Annotated in this window: 20 protein-coding genes; 7 read left to right on the plus strand and 13 right to left on the minus strand. The window is 61.7% G+C overall.

All coding sequences use genetic code 11. The features are described 5' to 3' along the window. Positions 1-86: 86 nt before the first annotated feature. The 6 genes from lptB to IVB50_RS11175 all read left to right on the plus strand — a co-directional run bounded on the left by lptB (position 87) and on the right by IVB50_RS11175 (position 6,790). The gene (gene lptB / locus IVB50_RS11150; RefSeq protein WP_018455742.1) at positions 87-1,085 is read left to right on the plus strand and encodes an LPS export ABC transporter ATP-binding protein; all 999 of its coding nucleotides are present in this window, start codon (positions 87-89) and stop codon (positions 1,083-1,085) included. 90 nt (positions 1,086-1,175) lie between these two features. Beyond that, on the plus strand, positions 1,176-2,789 hold the full coding sequence (gene rpoN, locus IVB50_RS11155; protein WP_247295847.1) for an RNA polymerase factor sigma-54: 1,614 nt from the start codon (positions 1,176-1,178) through the stop codon (positions 2,787-2,789). Between the two features lie 81 nt (positions 2,790-2,870). Then, a complete protein-coding gene (raiA, locus tag IVB50_RS11160) occupies positions 2,871-3,488 on the plus strand; it encodes a ribosome-associated translation inhibitor RaiA (protein WP_026233016.1) in 618 nt (205 codons plus the stop codon). A gap of 238 nt (positions 3,489-3,726) precedes the next feature. Then, on the plus strand, positions 3,727-4,188 hold the full coding sequence (gene ptsN, locus IVB50_RS11165; protein ID WP_018455745.1) for a PTS IIA-like nitrogen regulatory protein PtsN: 462 nt from the start codon (positions 3,727-3,729) through the stop codon (positions 4,186-4,188). 182 nt (positions 4,189-4,370) lie between these two features. Then, positions 4,371-5,771 (plus strand): O-antigen ligase family protein, encoded by a 1,401-nt coding sequence (locus IVB50_RS11170; protein WP_026233017.1) that lies wholly within the window; start codon positions 4,371-4,373, stop codon positions 5,769-5,771. Beyond that, positions 5,768-6,790 carry a glycoside hydrolase family 5 protein gene (locus tag IVB50_RS11175; RefSeq protein ID WP_247295991.1) on the plus strand — a complete coding sequence of 341 codons (1,023 nt, stop codon included), beginning with the start codon at positions 5,768-5,770 and terminating at the stop codon, positions 6,788-6,790. The genes IVB50_RS11170 and IVB50_RS11175 overlap by 4 nt, the downstream gene beginning before the upstream one ends. A gap of 165 nt (positions 6,791-6,955) precedes the next feature. On the opposite strand, the gene IVB50_RS11180 is transcribed toward IVB50_RS11175, so the two are convergent. The 8 genes from IVB50_RS11180 to IVB50_RS11215 form a co-directional block, all read right to left on the minus strand. Next, positions 6,956-7,228 carry a DUF1150 domain-containing protein gene (locus tag IVB50_RS11180; RefSeq protein ID WP_007598581.1) on the minus strand — a complete coding sequence of 91 codons (273 nt, stop codon included), beginning with the start codon at positions 7,226-7,228 and terminating at the stop codon, positions 6,956-6,958. 51 nt (positions 7,229-7,279) lie between these two features. Then, positions 7,280-7,705 (minus strand): Hsp20 family protein, encoded by a 426-nt coding sequence (locus tag IVB50_RS11185; protein ID WP_026233018.1) that lies wholly within the window; start codon positions 7,703-7,705, stop codon positions 7,280-7,282. Between the two features lie 282 nt (positions 7,706-7,987). Continuing rightward, a complete protein-coding gene (locus IVB50_RS11190; RefSeq protein ID WP_018455749.1) occupies positions 7,988-9,067 on the minus strand; it encodes a sn-glycerol-3-phosphate import ATP-binding protein UgpC in 1,080 nt (359 codons plus the stop codon). Between the two features lie 5 nt (positions 9,068-9,072). After that, on the minus strand, positions 9,073-9,921 hold the full coding sequence (ugpE, locus tag IVB50_RS11195; RefSeq protein ID WP_018455750.1) for a sn-glycerol-3-phosphate ABC transporter permease UgpE: 849 nt from the start codon (positions 9,919-9,921) through the stop codon (positions 9,073-9,075). Beyond that, positions 9,921-10,802 carry a sn-glycerol-3-phosphate ABC transporter permease UgpA gene (gene ugpA, locus IVB50_RS11200; RefSeq protein ID WP_018455751.1) on the minus strand — a complete coding sequence of 294 codons (882 nt, stop codon included), beginning with the start codon at positions 10,800-10,802 and terminating at the stop codon, positions 9,921-9,923. Before ugpA ends, ugpE begins: the two co-directional genes overlap by 1 nt. Before the next feature lie 47 nt (positions 10,803-10,849). Beyond that, entirely contained in the window at positions 10,850-12,166 is a 1,317-nt protein-coding gene (ugpB, locus tag IVB50_RS11205) for a sn-glycerol-3-phosphate ABC transporter substrate-binding protein UgpB (protein ID WP_247295850.1), read from the minus strand. Positions 12,167-12,386: 220 nt separating this feature from the next. Then, positions 12,387-13,604 (minus strand): CaiB/BaiF CoA-transferase family protein, encoded by a 1,218-nt coding sequence (locus IVB50_RS11210; RefSeq protein WP_026233020.1) that lies wholly within the window; start codon positions 13,602-13,604, stop codon positions 12,387-12,389. Positions 13,605-13,780: 176 nt separating this feature from the next. Beyond that, positions 13,781-14,206 carry an organic hydroperoxide resistance protein gene (locus IVB50_RS11215; RefSeq protein WP_007598424.1) on the minus strand — a complete coding sequence of 142 codons (426 nt, stop codon included), beginning with the start codon at positions 14,204-14,206 and terminating at the stop codon, positions 13,781-13,783. Positions 14,207-14,361: 155 nt separating this feature from the next. Here IVB50_RS11215 and IVB50_RS11220 point away from each other — a divergent pair, with 155 nt between their 5' ends. Beyond that, positions 14,362-14,823, plus strand: coding sequence for a MarR family transcriptional regulator (locus IVB50_RS11220; protein WP_018455754.1), 462 nt, complete (start codon positions 14,362-14,364; stop codon positions 14,821-14,823). A 16-nt stretch (positions 14,824-14,839) separates the two neighbouring features. Here IVB50_RS11220 and IVB50_RS11225 read toward each other — a convergent pair whose 3' ends face one another. The 5 genes from IVB50_RS11225 to IVB50_RS11245 form a co-directional block, all read right to left on the minus strand. Continuing rightward, the gene (locus tag IVB50_RS11225; protein ID WP_018455755.1) at positions 14,840-15,082 is read right to left on the minus strand and encodes a GIY-YIG nuclease family protein; all 243 of its coding nucleotides are present in this window, start codon (positions 15,080-15,082) and stop codon (positions 14,840-14,842) included. Positions 15,083-15,969: 887 nt separating this feature from the next. Beyond that, on the minus strand, positions 15,970-16,710 hold the full coding sequence (locus IVB50_RS11230; RefSeq protein WP_247295852.1) for a hypothetical protein: 741 nt from the start codon (positions 16,708-16,710) through the stop codon (positions 15,970-15,972). A gap of 95 nt (positions 16,711-16,805) precedes the next feature. Next, the gene (locus IVB50_RS11235) at positions 16,806-17,342 is read right to left on the minus strand and encodes a pilus assembly protein N-terminal domain-containing protein (protein WP_247295853.1); all 537 of its coding nucleotides are present in this window, start codon (positions 17,340-17,342) and stop codon (positions 16,806-16,808) included. A 736-nt stretch (positions 17,343-18,078) separates the two neighbouring features. Next, entirely contained in the window at positions 18,079-18,399 is a 321-nt protein-coding gene (locus tag IVB50_RS11240) for a hypothetical protein (RefSeq protein ID WP_247295855.1), read from the minus strand. A gap of 45 nt (positions 18,400-18,444) precedes the next feature. Beyond that, entirely contained in the window at positions 18,445-19,194 is a 750-nt protein-coding gene (locus IVB50_RS11245) for a hypothetical protein (RefSeq protein WP_247295857.1), read from the minus strand. Between the last annotated feature and the right edge of the window lie 123 nt (positions 19,195-19,317).

Genomic DNA, 19,317 nt, shown 5'->3' on the forward strand with positions numbered 1-19,317 from the left:
TCATGCTGCGTCGGCGAATCCTGAAGCCGGCGTGGCAGATCGCGCGAAGACCGCGCAGGATCGTCGCGAAAGGCTAGAAGGCGGGGATGGTCGATCTCTTCAGCATGTTCCGTCGGCGCCCCGCCAAACGCGGCCGGCCAGGATTTGCGCGCCAGGACATCACCGCGCTCGCTGACAGCGTCGGCGGCCTCGTGGCCAGCCCTGTCAGGGACGCGCCGCCGATCGCCCGTAACCAGCCGATGCACGCACCCGATCAGTTCCAAGGGGACTATCAAGCCGAGCAGCCCCGGGCCCAGGCGGTTCATCCCGTGAGGGCTGCCGGCAGGCCCAACGGTTCCGGCGGGCCTCAGCTCTTGAAGCGGCCGGGCTTCCTGGCTGTGCATAGCGTGGAAAAGAGTTTTGGCAGCCGCCAGGTCGTGCGCGGCGTCAGCATCTATGTGCGCCGTGGCGAAGCGGTCGGCCTGCTCGGCCCCAACGGCGCCGGCAAGACCACCGTGTTCTACATGATCACCGGCCTGATCAAGGCCGATCGCGGCGCGATCGAGCTCGACGGCCACGACGTCACCAAGCTGCCGATGTATCAGCGCGCGCGGCTCGGGATCGGCTATCTGCCGCAGGAGGCCTCGATCTTCCGCGGTCTCACCGTCGAGCAGAACATCCGCGCCGTGCTCGAAGTGGTCGAGCCGTCGCGCAAGAAGCGCGAGCAGCAGCTCGACTCGCTGCTCGACGAATTCAACATCACGCGCCTAAGGAAATCGCCGTCGATTGCGTTGTCCGGCGGTGAGCGGCGCCGCGTCGAGATCGCGCGCGCACTGGCGACGCGTCCGAACTACATGCTGCTCGACGAGCCCTTTGCCGGCATCGATCCGATCGCGGTCGGCGACATCCAGGACCTCGTCCGCCATCTCACCAACCGCGGCATCGGCGTGCTGATCACCGACCACAATGTGCGCGAGACGCTCGGCCTCACCGATCGCGCCTACATCGTCTATGCCGGTGAGATCCTGACCGAGGGGAGCCCGGATGAGATCGTCGCCGATCCGGACGTGCGCCGCCTTTACCTTGGCGAGGAATTCCGCCTCTAGCCCGTTTTTCCAATTCGTCAAGACGTGTACATCGGGCTTGGACTAGGATAAGCAAAAATCGGACCAACTTTTGGGATCGGTTCTTGCTTCATGGCGCTTTCGCAGAGATTAGAGTTCCGGCAATCGCAGTCGCTGGTCATGACGCCGCAGTTGATGCAGGCGATCAAGCTGCTGCAATTGTCCAATCTCGATCTCACGACGTTCGTCGAAGAGGAACTCGAGCGTAATCCCCTGCTGGAACGGGCCAATGACGAGCCGCCCGCGGGCGAGGGCCCGGCCGAGACCGGCCAGTTCAATGACAGCGACGGCGGCCACAACGACGAGCCGGGCGGCGGCCCGGGCGAAGCCTTCGAGCCCGGCCAGGAAGAGTGGATGAGCAAGGATCTCGGCACCCGCGCCGAGATCGAGCAGACCATGGACACCGGGCTGGACAACGTCTTCTCCGAGGAACCGGCCGAGGCGGCCGCGCGCAACGCCCAGGATGCGGCGCCGACCACCTACACCGAATGGGGCGGCGGCGCCTCCGGTGACGAGGACTACAATCTCGAAGCCTTTGTCGCCGCGGAGACCACGCTCGGCGACCATCTCGCCGAGCAGCTCTCGGTTGCCTTCACCGGGGCCGCGCAGCGCATGATCGGCCAGTATCTGATCGACCTCGTCGACGAAGCCGGCTACCTGCCGCCGGATCTCGGGCAGGCCGCCGAACGGCTGGGCGCATCGCAACAGGACGTCGAGAACGTTCTTGCCGTACTGCAGAAATTCGATCCGCCCGGCGTCTGCGCGCGCAATTTGAGCGAATGCCTGGCGATCCAGCTCCGCGAGCTCGACCGTTACGATCCCGCGATGCAGGCCCTGGTCGAGCATCTCGACCTCCTCGCCAAGCGCGACATCGGAGCCTTGCGCAAGGTTTGCGGCGTCGACGATGAGGACATCGCCGACATGATCGGCGAGATCCGCCGGCTCAATCCCAAGCCCGGCATGAAGTTCGGCACGGCCCGGCTCCAGACCATGGTGCCCGATGTCTATGTCCGCCCGGGACCCGATGGCGGGTGGCATGTCGAGCTCAACAGCGACACCTTGCCGCGCGTGCTGGTCAACCAGACCTACTATTCGCAGCTCTCGAAGAAGATCGGCAAGGACGGCGACAAATCGTATTTCACCGATGCGCTTCAGAACGCGACCTGGCTGGTGCGTGCGCTCGACCAGCGCGCCCGCACCATCCTGAAAGTCGCAACCGAAATCGTGCGCCAGCAGGACGGCTTCTTCATCCATGGTGTGGCGCATCTGCGACCGCTGAATCTGAAGGCCGTCGCCGACGCCATTCAGATGCATGAATCCACGGTGTCGCGCGTCACCGCCAACAAATACATGGCGACCAATCGCGGCACGTTTGAGCTGAAATATTTCTTCACGGCCTCGATTGCATCGGCCGATGGCGGCGAGGCTCATTCGGCCGAAGCCGTGCGCCACCACATCAAGCAGCTGATCGATGCGGAGGCGCCCTCCTCGATCCTGTCCGACGACACCATCGTGGAACGCTTGCGCGGCTCGGGCATTGATATCGCCCGCCGCACGGTCGCGAAGTACCGCGAAGCCATGCGCATTCCTTCCTCGGTGCAACGCCGTCGCGACAAGCAGAGCGCTCTTGGTAACGTCGTCTCCACCGCCATGGCCGATCGCTCCCGCAATCCCGAACCGGCCTGATTGCGCCGGCGCGAAATCGCGCTACTCTCGATCTGCTATCGGGCCCAAATCCAGGCCAGGCACGAACCAAGTGAGGTTCACATGACTCTCCGCATCTCGGGAAAGAGCGTCAACGTCGGCGAGGCCCTGCGCGGCCGCGTCAACGACCGGACTGAAGAGGTCCTGCGCAAATATTTCGACGGCAATTACTCTGGTCACATCACGCTGAGCAAGGACGGCTTCGGCTTCCGCACCGACTGTGCGCTGCATCTTGATTCGGGAATCACGCTCGAGGCCGATTCCAACGCACCGGACGCCTATGCCAGTGCCGACCAGGCGCTGGTGATGATCGAGAAGCGGCTCAAGCGCTACAAGAGCCGGCTCAAGGATCGCTCCGCCCGCAAGGCCCATGTCGCCTCCGCGGCGCTGGCCGCGATGGATGCCACCAGCTACGTGCTGGAGGCACCGGGCGAGGGTGAGGATGAGGACGAGATCACCGGCTACAGCCCCGTCATCATCGCCGAGGCCACCACCTCGCTGAAGCCGCTGTCCGTGAGCGAAGCGGTCATGGAACTCGACCTCAGCGGGGCGCCCTGCCTGGTGTTTCAGCACGGCTCCTCCGGCCGGGTGAACATCATTTACCGCCGGGCCGACGGCAATGTCGGCTGGATAGACCCCCCGGGGGTCAAGACGGACGGCAAGGTGGGTGGCAAGGCGTGAGGCCGTCGGGCGACGCTCTGGGGGCCCCGCGCCGGGGCCCCTTTCCGCCTTAACAATGACCGGGGCAAAGCTGCACGCGGGAGTTGGCACCGGGATTGCGTTGGAGTAGAAGCCCCCCACATCAGGGGCGAGCTAAGTCCGCCTCCTGCTTCATCTTCTTGACGTCGGCCCGCCCAGGTTCTTTGTCCAGGCTGGCCAATTCGGAACCTGACGTTTTCATTCACCTCGGAAAACTTCCATGCCGATTACCGATCTGGTCGCGCCCGAGGCGATTCTCCCGGCATTGAAGGTCAACAGCAAGAAGCAGGCGCTTCAGGAACTCGCGGCCAAGGCCGCCGAGTTGACCGGGCAGAACGAGCGTTCCGTGTTCGAGGTACTCCTGCAACGCGAGAAGCTCGGCACCACTGCGGTCGGCTACGGCGTCGCCATTCCCCACGGCAAGCTGCCCAAGCTGGAAAAGATCTTCGGCATGTTCGCCCGCCTCGATCGCCCGATCGATTTCGAATCGATGGACGGCCAGCCGGTCGATCTCGTCTTCCTGCTGCTCGCCCCCGAAGGCGCCGGTGCCGATCACCTCAAGGCGCTGGCCCGCATCGCCCGCCTGCTCCGCGACCAGGACATCGCCAAGAAGCTCCGCGCCTCGCGCGATGCCCAGGCGATCTATTCGGTGCTCGCGCTGCCGCCGGCGACCGCGGCGTAACTCCCCTCCTTCTTGCAGGATAAGGCCCGATCGATTCTGGCACCTGGATTGCGCGGCGCGCAGCAATCTCGTCATGCTCATCTTGATCTCGAAGGTAGAAGACGCGAATATCTTCCCGTTTGAGACGTAGGGCATAGGGGCGGCCCTCACATCGTTAAGGGCCGTTCGCCGTTATGGACTGAGTGCACGTGACTGGGAATGGAAGGGCGCCGCTGCACATCGGTGCCGGGGCGGAAGAGCGGCCCGCGGCCGTGCTTCAGGGTGGTCAGCTTGGCGCCGGACTGCATACCGCAGCGGACTCCGATGCATATGAAAGCGCGATCTGGAAAGCGCCAAGCGCCGGCGTGGAACGGCTGGCCAGAAACGTGATCCGCAGCTCGATCACCCTCAACGTGGTCGCATCAATGGGTGTTCTTCACCCCGCATTACTACCTTCAGAGTGGAGCTATGTGCAGCAGGCGGTCGCGCTGCTGATGTGGATCGTCTCGATCTATGCCAGTGTCTTCGTACGGCCGCGGGTCCGGATCCAGCCCAATCCAGATCTCATCGCGTTGGTCACATTTTATGCCCTCGCGGCCGTTTCCGTTCTCTGGACCACGCTTTCCATCGCAGCGATCATGAAGAGCGTTGCACTTGTGGTGACGACTTTCGGTGCGTATTGCCTCATCACGCGTATCGACATCGACGAGATCGTCGGATCCACGGCGCTTGGGCTGTTCGTTCTGGTCGCCGCCTCGGCGTTGTGCGCCGTCTTCGTGCCCGAGATCGGCGTCGACCAGAGCTGGATGCACAACGGCCAGTGGCAAGGAATCTACGAATCGAAGCAGACGCTCGGCTTTATCAGCGCATATCTGATGTTCTTTGCCTGTTATCAGAAGATCACGGGGCAGGGATGGATTGCATTCCTCGTGTCGCTTGTTCTGGCATCGACCTGCGTCATCGCCTCGGAGTCGCGTGGTGCCGGCGCTGTCGCATTCGCGGCGGGCGGGCTGCTCGTGACTTCCATGTGGTCGATCCGCTGCATGAAAATCTATGCGGTGTTGCCATTCATCATGTGCATCCTGGCCGCTCTGCTGATGCTGTATTTTTACGTGACGGGGTACGATTCCATCCATCTCGGCGAGGCGACCGTCGATTTGACCGAGCGGACCTTCATTTGGCAGTACGCCATCGGCCATTTCAACGATGCGCCGCTGCTGGGCTTCGGCATCAACGGATTCTGGACGCGCCCCGCGATCTACGACTATTTCAACCAGAATCATGGCTGGGTGCTCGACAATTATCATAGCGGTTACATCGCGGTCGCGATTGAAACTGGATTTCTGGGATATTTGCTGTTCGTCACGAGCGTTTATCTGTTCTCGGAAAAGGTCCTCTATTTGATCGCCACCCGGTCGATCGATCGGTATCACTGCGCGCTGATCATCGGCTTCGTCGTCCTGAGCTTTCAATCGAACTTCACGGAGACGATGTTTCTTCGCTCGACAATGTTCACGTCGGTGCTGCTCGTCGCATTCTTCTTCGCAGTGTGCAGGCCGGTGCCCCAGCAGGGGCCTGCAGCAATGACGGGGCAAACAGGATGAATGCCATCCGCGTCCGCTGGACGATAGCCTTTCGTCTTGTCTTGGCACTATCCGTGCTTCCGATCTGCTTCCGGACCGAGGCAGCCGGACAGGCCAACACGCCCCCTGCTCCAAAATTGGGGCGCGGCATCAACATCCTCGGCTACGACGGCGTCTGGGAGGGAGGCCGAAACGCGCCATTTCGTCTGGACAACCTCACTGCGATCAGACGCGCCGGGTTCTCGCACGTTCGGATAAATTTCTTCGGCTTTAGATTCATGAATCCGGAGAAGGTAATGGATGAAGTCGTCTTGAGGCGGCTCGATGGCGTCATCGAGGAAGTGCTCGCCCGAAATCTCATCCCCATCCTGGACGAGCACGATACCCATGTTTGTCAGCGCGACATCTCCGAGTGCACAGACAAGCTGAAATCGTTCTGGACCCAAATCGCCGCGCGCTACGCCGGGAAATATCCAGCACTTGTCTTCGAGGTCCTCAACGAGCCGGGCGGGCAGATGTCGTCCACCGGCTGGAACGGCCTTCTGAACGAGTGCCTCAGCATCATCCGCGCCACCAATCCCCGGCGGACGGTCATCGCTTCGGTTCTCAACGTCGACGAGATGCCGGTCGAGGACCTGGTCCTGCCGTCGGATGACCGGAATCTGATCGTCACGTTTCACTATTACGCGCCGATCCGTTTCACCCATCAGGGCGCACCGTGGTCGCCCACATTCTCGCGAATCGGCCCGCTCGACTGGGGTACCCCGGAGGATAAACAGAAGGCCCGCGCCGATTTCGAGAAGATTCGGTCCTGGTCCCAAAGAGAAAAGCGCCCGATCTATCTCGGCGAGTTCGGCGTGTACGAGGCCGCTCCAGCCGAAGCACGGACCAGATATCTGTCATTCGTGGCGCGGAGCGCAGAGCGGCTTGGCTGGGCTTGGGCCTATTGGCAGTTCGATCATGATTTCGCGGCCTTCGACAGCGCGCGTCAAGCCTGGAAGCCGGACATCCTGCGGGCACTGCTTCCGGCCGGGCGTTGAGGTGCATCCGGGACGCGAGCCATCGCCGCACACTGCCTCATTGCGAGCGAGCGAAGCAATCCAAAATCTTGCCACGGAAAGATTCTGGATCCCCCAAAGCAAACGGGCACGCCTTCCTGCGAAGGCATGCCCGCTTGAAACCCTATTCGTGCGACGCGCGCGTGCTCAGTGCACGCTCACCGCTTGCAGCTCGTTGCTCCAGGCGTTGGCGATTGCGGCTTCGCGGCTGTCGGTCAGCATGATCGGCGTGCCGTCGGCGGCGTGGAGCGCGAAGAGCTTGAGGCCCGGCGCGATCTTCGGCGCTTCGGGAAACAGGCCCGGCACATCCTCAGAGCGGATCTGCTTCACATAGGCGATATGGCCTTCGCCGAGGGTTGCCAGCGTTTCCGGCGAGACGTTCTTGGCTTCGTATTCGAACGCAACGTGACCTTCACTCATGGTCTCGACTCCTCTCTCGAAACTAAGCGGTCGAGTCCGCTACTCGTTCCATTATTCGTGCTCATTGATAGCGATTGTCTTAACGATCCTCTCCGGTTCCGGCCGGGCAAGATCGATCGCCAGCAATCCGTTCTTCAGATCCGCACCCAGCACCAGCATCCCCTCCGCCAGCACGAAAGTGCGCTGGAAGTGGCGCGCGGCGATGCCGCGATGGATGTATTGCCGGGTCTTGTCGTCCTGCTGCCGCCCGCGAATGACGAGCTGGTTTTCCTCAATGGTTACATCGAGTTGGTCGCGGGTGAATCCGGCGACCGCCAGCGTGATCCGCAGACGCTCGGGCTGGCCCTCCGACCGGTCGCACCTCTCGATATTGTAGGGAGGGTAACCGTCGGCGCCTTTGACAACCCGATCGAGCACGCGCTCGATCTCGTCGAAGCCCAGAAGGAAGGGACTGGAAAGCATGGGAACACGAGACATAGTTTACAAAGTCCTCTCGAAGCGACTTTGGTGCATCAGGGCCCGTACAGGCACCCCTTGATCAGCAATATGGGCATATCCGCGTGTGGGTTCAAGGACGTAGCCGGGGCTGTGGACTGGCAGCTCACCCGCAAAAGCTGACTTGTCGCCATGGCGCGAAACGCCTGCCACAAGCCGGCCCGACGAAATTGCGGTGTGATTTTTCTCAACAAAAACAAACCCCCTTCTACTGTGCATGGGGTTGTTTTCGCGTTTTTTAATCGACGGCCCAGCGGAACCCGATCAGGCCTCGATCCGCGTCCGCCCATCGCCGCTGAACAGATGCAGCTTTTGGCGCATTGCTGCGACGCGGATCTTCTCGCCGATCGGAGGCGCCTCTGAGCCGGGAATGCGGACGATGACCTCGCCGGGCGGCAGTTCGCCGGGGTTGGCGGCGATGCGCTGCTCGTCCTGAGCCCGCGTGCCGTAAACGAAGGTTTCAGCGCCGACGCGCTCGATCGCTTCCACGGTGAGCGGAAGGGCGACGCCGCCGGCCGGGCTCTGGTCGGTGATGACGAAATCCTCCGGGCGAATGCCGAGGATGCCGGCGTCGGTGCTGCCGAGCTGCGACTTGATCTCGTCGGCGCGAATCGACATCAGATTCATCGGTGGCGCGCCGATGAAGGAGGCGACGAAAGTCGTCGCCGGCTTCTCGTAGATCGCCAAGGGATTGCCGACCTGCTCGACCTGGCCGCCATTCATCACCACGAGAATGTCGGCGAGCGTCATCGCCTCGAGCTGGTCGTGGGTGACGTAGATCGACGTGGTGTTGAGCCGGCGCTGCAATTTGCGGATCTCGACCCGCATCGCGATGCGGAGTTTGGCGTCAAGATTGGAGAGCGGCTCGTCGAACAGAAACACCTTCGGCTGGCGCACGATGGCGCGGCCCATGGCGACGCGCTGGCGCTGGCCGCCGGAGAGCTGGCGCGGCTTGCGCTCCAGCATCGAGGTGAGCTCGAGCACGCGGGCGGCTTCGTCGACGCGGGTCTTGACCTCGGCCTCCTTCATGCCGCGGTTGCGCAGGCCGTAAGCCATGTTGTTGAAGACGCTCATATGCGGATAGAGCGCGTAGTTCTGGAACACCATCGCGATGTCGCGGTCGGCGGGCTCGATCTGGTTGACGATGCGGCCGCCGATGTCGATCTCGCCGCCGGTGACGGTTTCGAGGCCTGCGACCATGCGCAGCAATGTCGACTTGCCGCAGCCGGAGGGCCCGACCAGCACGCAGAACTGGCCGTCGCCGACATCGACGTTGACGCCCTTGATGGCCTCGAAGCCGCCGGGATAGGTTTTGCGGACGTTGCGCAGGGTGACGTTAGCCATGGGATTTACTTTTCCGTCTCCACGAGTCCGCGCACGAACAGTTTCTGCATCACGACGACGACGAACACCGGCGGCAGCATCGCGAGCACGGCCGTCGCCATCACGATCGGCCATTCGGTCAGCGCGTCGGTGGTGGTGATCATCTTGCGGATGCCGACCTGGATGGTCTGCATGTCGTCGCGGGTGGTGATCAGCAGCGGCCAGAGATATTGATTCCAGCCGAGGATGAAGAGGATCACGAACAGCGCCGCCATGTTGGTGCGCGACAGCGGCAGCAGCGTATCCCAGAAGAAGCGCAGGGGACCGGCGCCGTCGATGCGCGAGGCCTCCAGCAGCTCGTCCGGCACCGTCATGAAGAACTGGCGAAACAGCAGCGTCGCGGTGGCGGAGGCGATCAGCGGCAGTGACAGGCCCGCATAGCTGTCGAGCATGTGCAGATCGGCGACGATCTTGTAGGTCGGATAGATGCGCACCTCGACCGGCAGCATCAGCGTGATGAAGATGATCCAGAAGATCGGCATCCGGAAGGGAAAGCGGAAATAGACGATCGCGTAGGCCGAGATGATCGAGATCGCGATCTTGCCGACCGCGATCAGCAGCGCCATCACCAGCGAGTTCAGCATCATGTTGCCGACGGGCTCGCGGGTCGATCCGCTCGTGCCGACGAAAATGGTCTGGTAGTAGACCTCGAAGAAATGGCCGCCCGGCAGCAGCGACATTTGCCCGTTGGCGATCAGCGCGTTGTCCTGGGTCGAGGCGACGAACGCGATGTAGACGGGGAAGGCGACGACCGCGATCCCGATCCAGAGGATGATGTGGGCGATGTTGCGCCGGAAGCCCTCTTCCTCGACCATCAGTAGGTCACCTTGCGTTCGACGAACCGGAACTGGATTCCGGTGAGCACGATGACCATGACCATCAGGATCACCGACTGCGCCGCCGAGCTGCCGAGATTGCCGCCGAGCAGGCCGTCGGAATAGACCTTGTAGACCAGCGTGACCGTCGACGTTCCGGGGCCGCCGCGGGTCATCGTGTCGATGATGCCGAACGTGTCGAAGAAGGCGTAGACGATGTTGACCACCAGCAGGAAGAAGATGGTCGGCGACAGCAACGGGAAGGTCACGGTCCAGAACCGCCGCATCGGACGGGCGCCGTCGATCGCGGCGGCCTCGAACACGCTCTTTGGGATCGCTTGCAGGCCGGCGAGGAAGAACAGGAAATTATAGGAGATCTGCTTCCACGCGGCGGCGAGGATGATCAGCGCCGCGGCCTGGTCGCCGTCGAGCAGCGGATTCCAGTCGACGCCCATATTGCGCAGATAGCGCGAGAGCACGCCGAGCGAGGGATGCAGCATGAAGATCCAGAGCACGCCGACCACGGGCGGTGCCACCGCATAGGGCCAGATCAGGAGCGTGCGGTAGAGCATCGAGCCACGCAGCGGCTTGTCCGCCATCACGGCGAGCAGCAGCGCAAAGGACAGCGACGAGACGGCGATGGCGAACGAGAACAAGAAGGTCCGGACGATCGCCTCGAAATAGGCTGCGTCCTTGAACAGCTCGACGTAATTCTCGAACCAGACAAAGGTGGTCGACAGACCGAACGCATCCTGGAGCAGGAAGGACTGGATCACCGCCTGCAGGGCCGGCCAATAGAAGAAAATCAGGACGATCGCGAGCTGCGGCGCAACCAGCGCGTACGGTAACAGTCTTGACTGGAAGATGGCTTGCTTTTGCATGATGCCAGCAGAGCGGCAGGCCGGGTCGCGGCCTGCCGCTCATTGCCTCACTTGACGGCGGTCTTTTCGAACTGCCGCAGCATCGTGTTGCCGCGCTCGACGGCGGCATCGAGCGCCTGCTTGGCGCTCTTCTTGCCGGCCAGCGCTTGCTCAATCTCTTCCGACCAGACGTCACGCAGCTGCACCATGTTGCCGAGGCGCAGACCGCGCGAATTCTCGGTCGGCTCCTTGTTGGTCAGCTCGAGCAGCGGGGTCTCGAGATAGGGCTGATCCTTGTAGAAGCCTTCTTCCTTCGCCTTGGCGTAGGCCGCCTTGGTGATCGGCAGGTAGCCGGAGGCCTTGTGGATGTAGACCTGGCGATCGGTGTCGGAGAGGAAGGTCAGGAATTTCGCGACGCCCTTGTATTCCTCGGCCGACTTGCCGCCCATCACCCACAGCGAAGCGCCGCCGATGATCGAGTTCTGCGGTGCGCCCTTGACGTCGGGATAATACGGCATCGGCACGGCGGTGAAGTTGAACTTGGCCTGCGCCTTGACGTTGCCGAAGAAGGCCGACGAGGTCAGGTAGATCGGGCACTCGCCCGAAGTGAAGCGGCCTTCGCCGGTGTTGGTGCGGCCGGCGTAGTCATAGGTCTTGGTCTTCTGCAGCTCGACCAGGGTTTCGAGATGCTTGACCTGAAGCGGTCCGTTGAACTCGAGCAAGGTGTCGAAGCCGTCGAGGCCGTTGGCCTTGCTGGCGAGCGGCACGTTGTGCCACGCCGAGAGCTGCTCGAGATTGACCCAGGTGATCCAGGAGCCCGAGAAGCCGCAGGTGTCATGACCGGCAGCCTTCAGCTTCTTGGCGGCCTCGAACGTTTCGGGCCAGGTCTTCGGGATCTCTACGTTCGCCTTCTTCAGCTCGTCGAGGTTCACCCACATCACGGTCGAGGACGAGTTGAAAGGGAAGGACAGCATCTCGCCCTTCGACGTCGAATAATAACCGGTGATGGCGGGCAGGTAGATCTTGGGGTCGAACTTCTCGCCGGCGTCGGCCATCAGCTTGTAGACGGGCTTCACGGCGCCGGTCGCGGCCATCATGGTCGCGGTGCCGACTTCGAACACCTGCATGATGTGCGGGGCGTTGCCGGCGCGGAACGCCGCGATGCCGGCGTTCATCGTATCGGGATAGTTGCCCTTGTAGGTCGGGATCACCTTGTAGTCGCTCTGCGACGCGTTGAAGTCGGTGGCGAGCTTGACGATGACGTCGTTGTTGGCGCCGGTCATCGCGTGCCACCACTGGATTTCGGTCACGGCCAAGGCCGGCGAGGCCGATAGTCCAACCGTGAGTGCAATAGCGGCAGCCGCTCCAAAATGTCGAAGAGCCATCAAGTAAACCTCCCTTGGGCCGTCAAAAATGATCGCTTGCGCTAGCAGCGCCATATGACGTTCACATGACTGTGTAAGCGGCCGAAACGAAAGCGGCAAGCGCTGGAAAAGGGAAGCCGTCAAATAGGCGAATGCCGCGCGCGCAGCGTCCTCCGTTCGCGGTGCACAGAGCGCCCGCACCGCACTGCGGCATTGCCGTGGGATGTGGAAGGCGAGGGCGCTAGCGCTTGCGCTCGGGGCCGCAGACAGTGCCCTGCTCGACCATCGCGTCGATCTCGGACCTGGAGTAGCCGAATTCGCCCAGGACCTCGGCGGCGTGCTCGCTGAATTTCGGCGGCAGGCGCCGCAGGCTCGGCTTGCTGCGGTCGAGCCGGATCGGCGACGCCACGCCCTTGTACCAATCCTTCTCGATAATATCGCCGCGCGCGATCGTGTGCGGATTGGTCAATGCCTGGTCGATCTTCTGCACGGGGCCGGCGGGCAGGCCCGCGGCGAGCAGGCGATTGCACAGCGGCTCGGCCTCGTGCTGGCTGAACACGGCGGCAAGCTCGGCCCGCAGCGCCTCGCGATTGCCGATGCGATCCTTGTTGCGCGCAAAGCGCGGATCGGTGCCGAGCTCGGGCTTGCCGATCTCCTTGGCGAGCTTGCGGAAGGTGCCGTCATTGCCGACGCCGATGAAGATGTCGTCGGTCTTGGTCGGGAAGATCGCATAGGGCACGAGGTTGGGATGCTCGTTGCCGGTGAGCGACGGCGGCTTGCCATGCATGAAATAATTCGCGGTGTGCGGATGCATGATGGCGAGACCGGTCTCGTACAGCGTGGTCTCCAGGAACTGGCCCTGGCCCGAGCGCTGCCGCTCCGACAGCGCCATCAAGATGCCGATCGCCGCATAGAGGCCGGTGCCGATGTCGACCAGCGGCACGCCGATCCGCATCGGTCCGCTCTCGGGCGAGCCGGTCGCCGCGATCATGCCGGTCATGGCCTGGATGATGGCGTCATAGCCGGGATTGCCGCCGCGCGGGCCGTCGGCGCCGAAGCCGCAGATCCGGCAATGCACGAGGCGCGGAAATTTCTCGCGTAACACCTCGTTGCCGATGCCCCATTTCTCCAGCGTGCCCGGCTTGAAGTTCTCGATCAGGACGTCGGCGCTCTCCAGCATCTTGAGCAGCACGGTCCGGCCGCCCTCGGAGGCGAGGTCGAGGCCGATCGAGCGCTTGTTGCGGTTGATGCCGATGAAATAGGCCGCGTCTTCCTCGTGGAAGGGAGGGCCCCAGTCGCGTACCTCGTCGCCTGCGGGCGGCTCGACCTTGATCACGTCGGCGCCATGGTCGGCGAGGATCTGGGTGCAATAGGGGCCGCCGAGCACGCGCGTCAGATCGATGACGCGCAGGCCGCTCATTGCACCCATGGCAGCTCCAGAACTGGCGGCTTCAGTCATGCCTTCGCGTCCCCTGTGTCGGTATTGATCACAGGCCTAACGAGGTTCGTCCGAGCCGGCAATGGCTTCGCGCGTAGGGCGTCATGCAGGCCGCTCGCCGCAATCCCGCGGGATGGCAAATCAAGGGAGGCGGCCGGCCCGAGGGGTATCTCGGGCCAGCCGCTTCAGCTAACCGATCAGACGACCGTCAGACGGACGTCGACATTGCCGCGCGTCGCGTTGGAATACGGGCACACCTGGTGCGCCTTCTCGACCAGCGCCTCGGCTTCCGCGCGGGCGAGGCCCGGCAGCGAGACGGCAAGGTCGATGTCGAGACCGAAGCCGCCGGCCGCGCGCGGGCCGATGCCGACGGTCGAGGTCACGGAGGCGTCGGCCGGAACCTTGGGGCCGCCCTGCGAGGACACGAACTTCATCGCGCCGATGAAGCAGGCGGCATAGCCCGCAGCAAACAGCTGCTCGGGATTGTTGCCGGCGCCGCCTCCGCCGCCGAGCTCCTTCGGCGTGGTGAGCTTGACGTCGAGCGCGCCGTCGAGGGTCGCGGCATGGCCGTCGCGGCCGCCGGTGGCCTTTGCGCTGGTCTTGTAGAGGACGTTCACTGACATTTTTGTCTCCCTGTGTTTTCGGGGTGGGGGCGCCATCTTTATCGCAGGCAATTAGATTGCGCGCAATTGAAATTATAGCGTCTCACATTTAATTGTTCGCAATTGAATGTAGCGACGGCCGGCCCCAGAATGGAGCAAGTCCTGTGAGATTCTCGATGCCCCGGAAACATTCGGCAGCGGACGCGCCGCTGCGCCTCGACAACCAGATCTGCTTCGCGGTCTATTCCGCCGCGCATGCGTTCAACCGCGTCTACAAGCCGCTGCTGGACCGGCTCGGCCTGACCTATCCGCAATATCTGGTGATGCTGGTGCTGTGGGAGCGCGACGACGTGCCGGTCAAGAGCATCGGCGAAAAGCTGCACCTGGATTCGGGCACGCTGACACCGCTGCTCAAGCGGCTCGAGGCGGCCCACCTCGTCAAGCGCACGCGCTCGAGCGAGGACGAGCGTCAGGTGCTGATCGCGTTGACGCCGCAGGGCCAGGCCTTGAAGGACAAGGCGCGGGCCGTGCCGCAATCGATTCTGGCGGCATCGGACTGCTCGGTCTCGGAGCTTGTCGCGATGAAGGACGAGATTGTGGCGTTGCGCGATCGGTTGAATGCGGTGATCGGGGAGTAGGGTTAGAGGTGCGCTCTTAGGACAGCCGCTTCTTTGTGAAGGCTCGGCCGGAGTGAGACTTCAGGTAGGCTTCAAAAGCGAGCGCTTTGTGCTTGTCAGGGAAGGCGCAGTACCAGATCAGCTTCCAAGGCTTGAACTTGGCAGTGTGGGTGGATTTGCCAGCATTGTGCTCTGGAAACCGGCGCTTCAGATCTTCCGTAGCCCCAACGTATTCCTGCTCGGGAAATTCGATGCTGCGGAGGATGTAGACGTACCACATTGACGATTATCGCCCGGGCAGCCGCTGCGTGGGAGTCTCACCAGTCCGTCTTCGCCCTTCGGGCTTCGCCGGACACCACGCTTCGCCCTTCGAGCTCCGCGCGGCTGCGCCACGCGTAGCCCGAAGGGCGAAGCGTGGTGGAGCCAGGCGGGTGATCTCCGGGCTCCACGTTTCACCATACAAATCAGCGTTTTAGAGCACCGTGTCAGCGCCTAATGTAGCACGGTTGTGTAGCAGAGTAAAAAATGTTGAGCAGGCGGAAGTGCGGAAGTCGTCTCCAAAATTCCACCAAATTCGTCCGCCAGAAGGCGACGTCTCAACGCCATTTGCGTATCAACGCTCGAATTCATCAAGTCTCAGCATCGTAGTCGATTGAGCTGCGCCACGAGTGAAAAGGGTGCTCGGCCCAGGAGGTTGAGCGCTCAACAGCGCCTACATCAAGGTGATTTCGTCCTGGCTGCCTTAATCTCAGGTGGGCTGTGTACGGGCGAGATTTGAAGCCAAGCCGGAGCCCCTGCGCCACCCCGGCGGGCAGAACCTGGACAAGGCCTCCGCTACGGTAAGCTGCCTGGCGCACACGCGCTGGCACACCGCTTCAAACTTTTTCTGCGAAAGCCAGCCTTGCGCGATCATCTCGCTGTATCCCTTGGTGTCACCCGGTGGTCGATCCACTTGCAGACTGTCTGATTGATCCGGCTCGCGTTGCAAGTTTCGAGCATGTGCTCGACAGAGCTGCATATCATGAACTGCCGCGACACATCCGGGAACTTCGGTTCAACCGCTGCGGCCAGGGTGATGAAAGGTCCCAGGGCCAGAATAGCGTATTTCATCCACCCTCTGTCACATTTGAGAACGTGGGCCGGGTTACGGCTTGGTCCGGGGCGGCTTCAGTACCTTCGTGACCGGCGCTGCCAGCCGGAGGGCGTCGGCGGCACTGATTTGCCGCGCGAATAATGCTGCATCATCGCGGCCTCCGCCTCCTGGATCACGATCTCTCCGTAGCCTGCAGGCGCCGGGCGGCGGCAGAACTTCTTGAGCGCCTGCTGCGCGGTCATCTCTTCATAGCACACCTTCTTGCACAGAATGTGAAGTGTGCCCTGGTCCGGCGTCAATCGAGAGTACGGGAGATGATGTCGCTGCTCGATTGCGAGCGTGCTATTGTCGCCCCACCGTAGCCATTTATAGCTCACGTCGGCAGGAACGCACTCTCCGTCATTCTCATCGAGGCTCTTCGCGCAGATGCTGAGATACTGCTCCGCCACCGCGCATTCGCGCTCGGTGAATTTGAGATTTTGAGCAAACACCCGGCAAGACGAGATGACGTCAGTCTCTTCCGGGTTTGCGGTCGCCTCGCACTCCGCTACCTGGATGTTACCCCTAGGCGGCACGACAAGGGCATGGCCAGTGAACTTGAGTTTCGTGCTCGCCGTGCAAACAACGTTTTGGAAACTACAGGACCAGATCAGTTCTATCAGGGTAACTTTCAGGTTCTTGCTTTCGAGGTGCTTTTGAATATCGCTCCTGGCCTTCTCGCCGAGAGAACCCAGCTTGACGGCCTCGTCGTGCGTGATCTCCTCAGCGACAGCTGGGGTGACCAGGAGCCCTAGGATGAAAGCAATGCGATACATGGCTAACACCGCTAACCAAAATAATAGAGATGTTAGCTCTAAGCCACCGTCAGTAAAGAATGATCGCCCGAGCGTCACCGAGCACAGGTGGTAGCTTAGCGTGGATAGCCCAGCGGAAATCTCGCCTGTAGCTCGGGCTCTAGCTCGCGACATCCGATTTCATTACAACTGAGCGTGACGTAACCGCCAATCTCTGAGCTGCTGTCTGAACGGCGTTCGCCCGTTTGTCTGTTGATATGCCCCGCTTGATAGACCTTCACTACGTGGGGCTCACTCACGACCAAGACATCGATATCCCACGAAGATTTCTTTCCATTCGCATCCTCAACAGTGATTGCTGAGCGTCCGGGATAGAGGCCGCTGAACTCTACGACATGATCGGTCTGAGGGGTGGCCTTGACCAAAAACTCGTCATCGATCTTGATCCGCTTAATCGGCTTCTTGAAGTAGATGCGGGTCGCGTCACCGAACTTCACGATAATGTCGCCCTTGCCCATTTCCGGAGCAGGAAGGATAGGCTGGCTTATCACGTCTCGGCTTCGAGTAGCCTGGTCCGCATCTTGCGCAGACGCGGGAAACGATGCTGCCGCTGCGATAGCGGCAGCGCAGGCGCTCAACTGCATGATGTTCATCGAAAATCCCCCCAAGGCCTAACCAGCGACCTCATGACTAAAGATGGCACGTCCCGCGCAGCGGGCCTAAAAACGCTCTCTTATAACACCGAGAGGATTATTTTTAATGCTGGAATTATTATTTTTGTGATTTAATTAATTTTACCGTGGTTGTCGGCTTCATGGTTTTGGACGGTACGGCGCCCTCAAGGCCGACACGCGGCGAGACATCATCGTCCGCGAGCACAAGCGGCTTTGAACAAATCGGGGATGATGTCACTGCTTAATCAGGACCAACGCAGTCCATGTGACCGCAAGCGCCGACGCCTAGAAAATCGCCTCCAAATTCCACCAATTTCGCCCGCCAGGAGCAGTGGGTTTTCGGCGGCAAATTGTGACAACTTCCAAATTCATCAGCCGCCAAGAGGCGTGGCCGATTGGGCTGCGCCACGGTGGAAAATCGTCCGCGCCTTTGGAATTTGAGCCCTCAAGAGCGTCTACCCCGAGGCGATTTCGCTCTGGGCGCCTTAGTTTCAGGTGCCGTGTAGGGTTAGGTGGCAGAAGAAAACGCGGACTACCGAGCCGTGGCTTCGGTTTGCAGAGAAATGCAATTCAAGCAGCACGCCTTGTCCAGACCGGGGTGCGCTGCTCATAGCTTTTGCGGCTTGGCTCGGAGCCAATAAGATCGCCGGAGGCCGAGGAACTGATTGGCGTATCGGTAGAGCGGGCAGGGCGAAGCGATCAGCTCAGGATCGGATCAGGGCTTAGGCCGGTAGCCGGGGCAGAATTGCCGCGTTGCCTGCAGCGCGGTCAGGTTGCCGAGGCACACCTGGTGTCCGACCTCGTTCATTTTCTGGATGGAGATGTGGTGTCTATCAGCCACGGGCCCCAGCACGGGCATGATGCCGCGCCAGCCAACGCTGATGGGGATTTCACACTTGTCTGGAAGCCCGTCTATCCGCGCTTCCTTAGATGCGCTGTCGAAGAAGTCCCCGATGACCTCACAATCATCGTGGGTCCATGTCGCTGCCCGTGCGGGGACGGTGAGCAGTCCTAGTGCCAGAATTGCATATTTCATCCTACCCTCGTTAGTCGTTCCGGCTGGTCGGTCCCAACGGGTGGGTCACTTGGGTGTTTTGCGGGCTGTACTGCCAGGTTCATCGGGGTCCACCCTCCTATCCGCCATAGAATGCGGCTGCTGATGCGGGCAGAAATTCCGAGTTGCGGCGATCACGGTCATCTTGCCGTAGCAGACCTTCTGACACAGCGCGTGCAGCTTGTTAGCGAAGCTATCTGAGGGGTGCCGGGTGAAGAACTGGGATATGCCTCTGCTCTCGCCACCCCCAGCGCGGTGCACCATGGAGCACTCGGGGCTCTGCTCGGACACGGAGCAAGCGTCGAATATCCCCTCGATCTGGTCGCACTCTTCCTCACTGGCCCTCTGCTCCTTAAGCCGTACGATTTTCCAGCGCTCATCGAGCTTGACCACCCAGCTATGTCTGTTGTCGCCGTTGTCGTCGGACTGGGTCATCTCGACGTCCCCGTTCGGTAGCTGGCGACATTCTTTATAGTCAGAGTAGGACTGGTACAGGTTGTAGCAGTCGCTCTCGAACTGCTCCCGCTGCTCCGTGTCGATTTGGGTCTGCACTTTCGGCCGGGTGTCGTATCTCTCACAGGCGAGCGTGATCGCGCCGTTCTGCTCGTTGCCGTCCTGGTCCTTGCCCTTCTTGCTATGAGGGTCCCCGTCCCAGGTCGCGTGCCCATACCAAATCCCGCGCCCCAGCGCGTTCGCGCAGAGCTGATCACCCAGGGGGTAGCTGACCGCGGCAATCAGGTGCGCGGAAGTGTAAGCGACTAGAAACATACTGAACACGGCTCAGCCCCCCAATTGTCGCGGCTCGGCTCTGAAGCAAGTACTGGCGTCCAAACTCACCCAGTTCGGTCACTCTCGGTCGCGGCACAGATACTGGGTTTTCCCTCCTCGAAAGTCGACAAT

Source organism: Bradyrhizobium sp. 87, from assembly GCF_023073015.1.
In the GTDB taxonomy this organism is placed as follows: Bacteria; Pseudomonadota; Alphaproteobacteria; order Rhizobiales; family Xanthobacteraceae; genus Bradyrhizobium; species Bradyrhizobium canariense_D.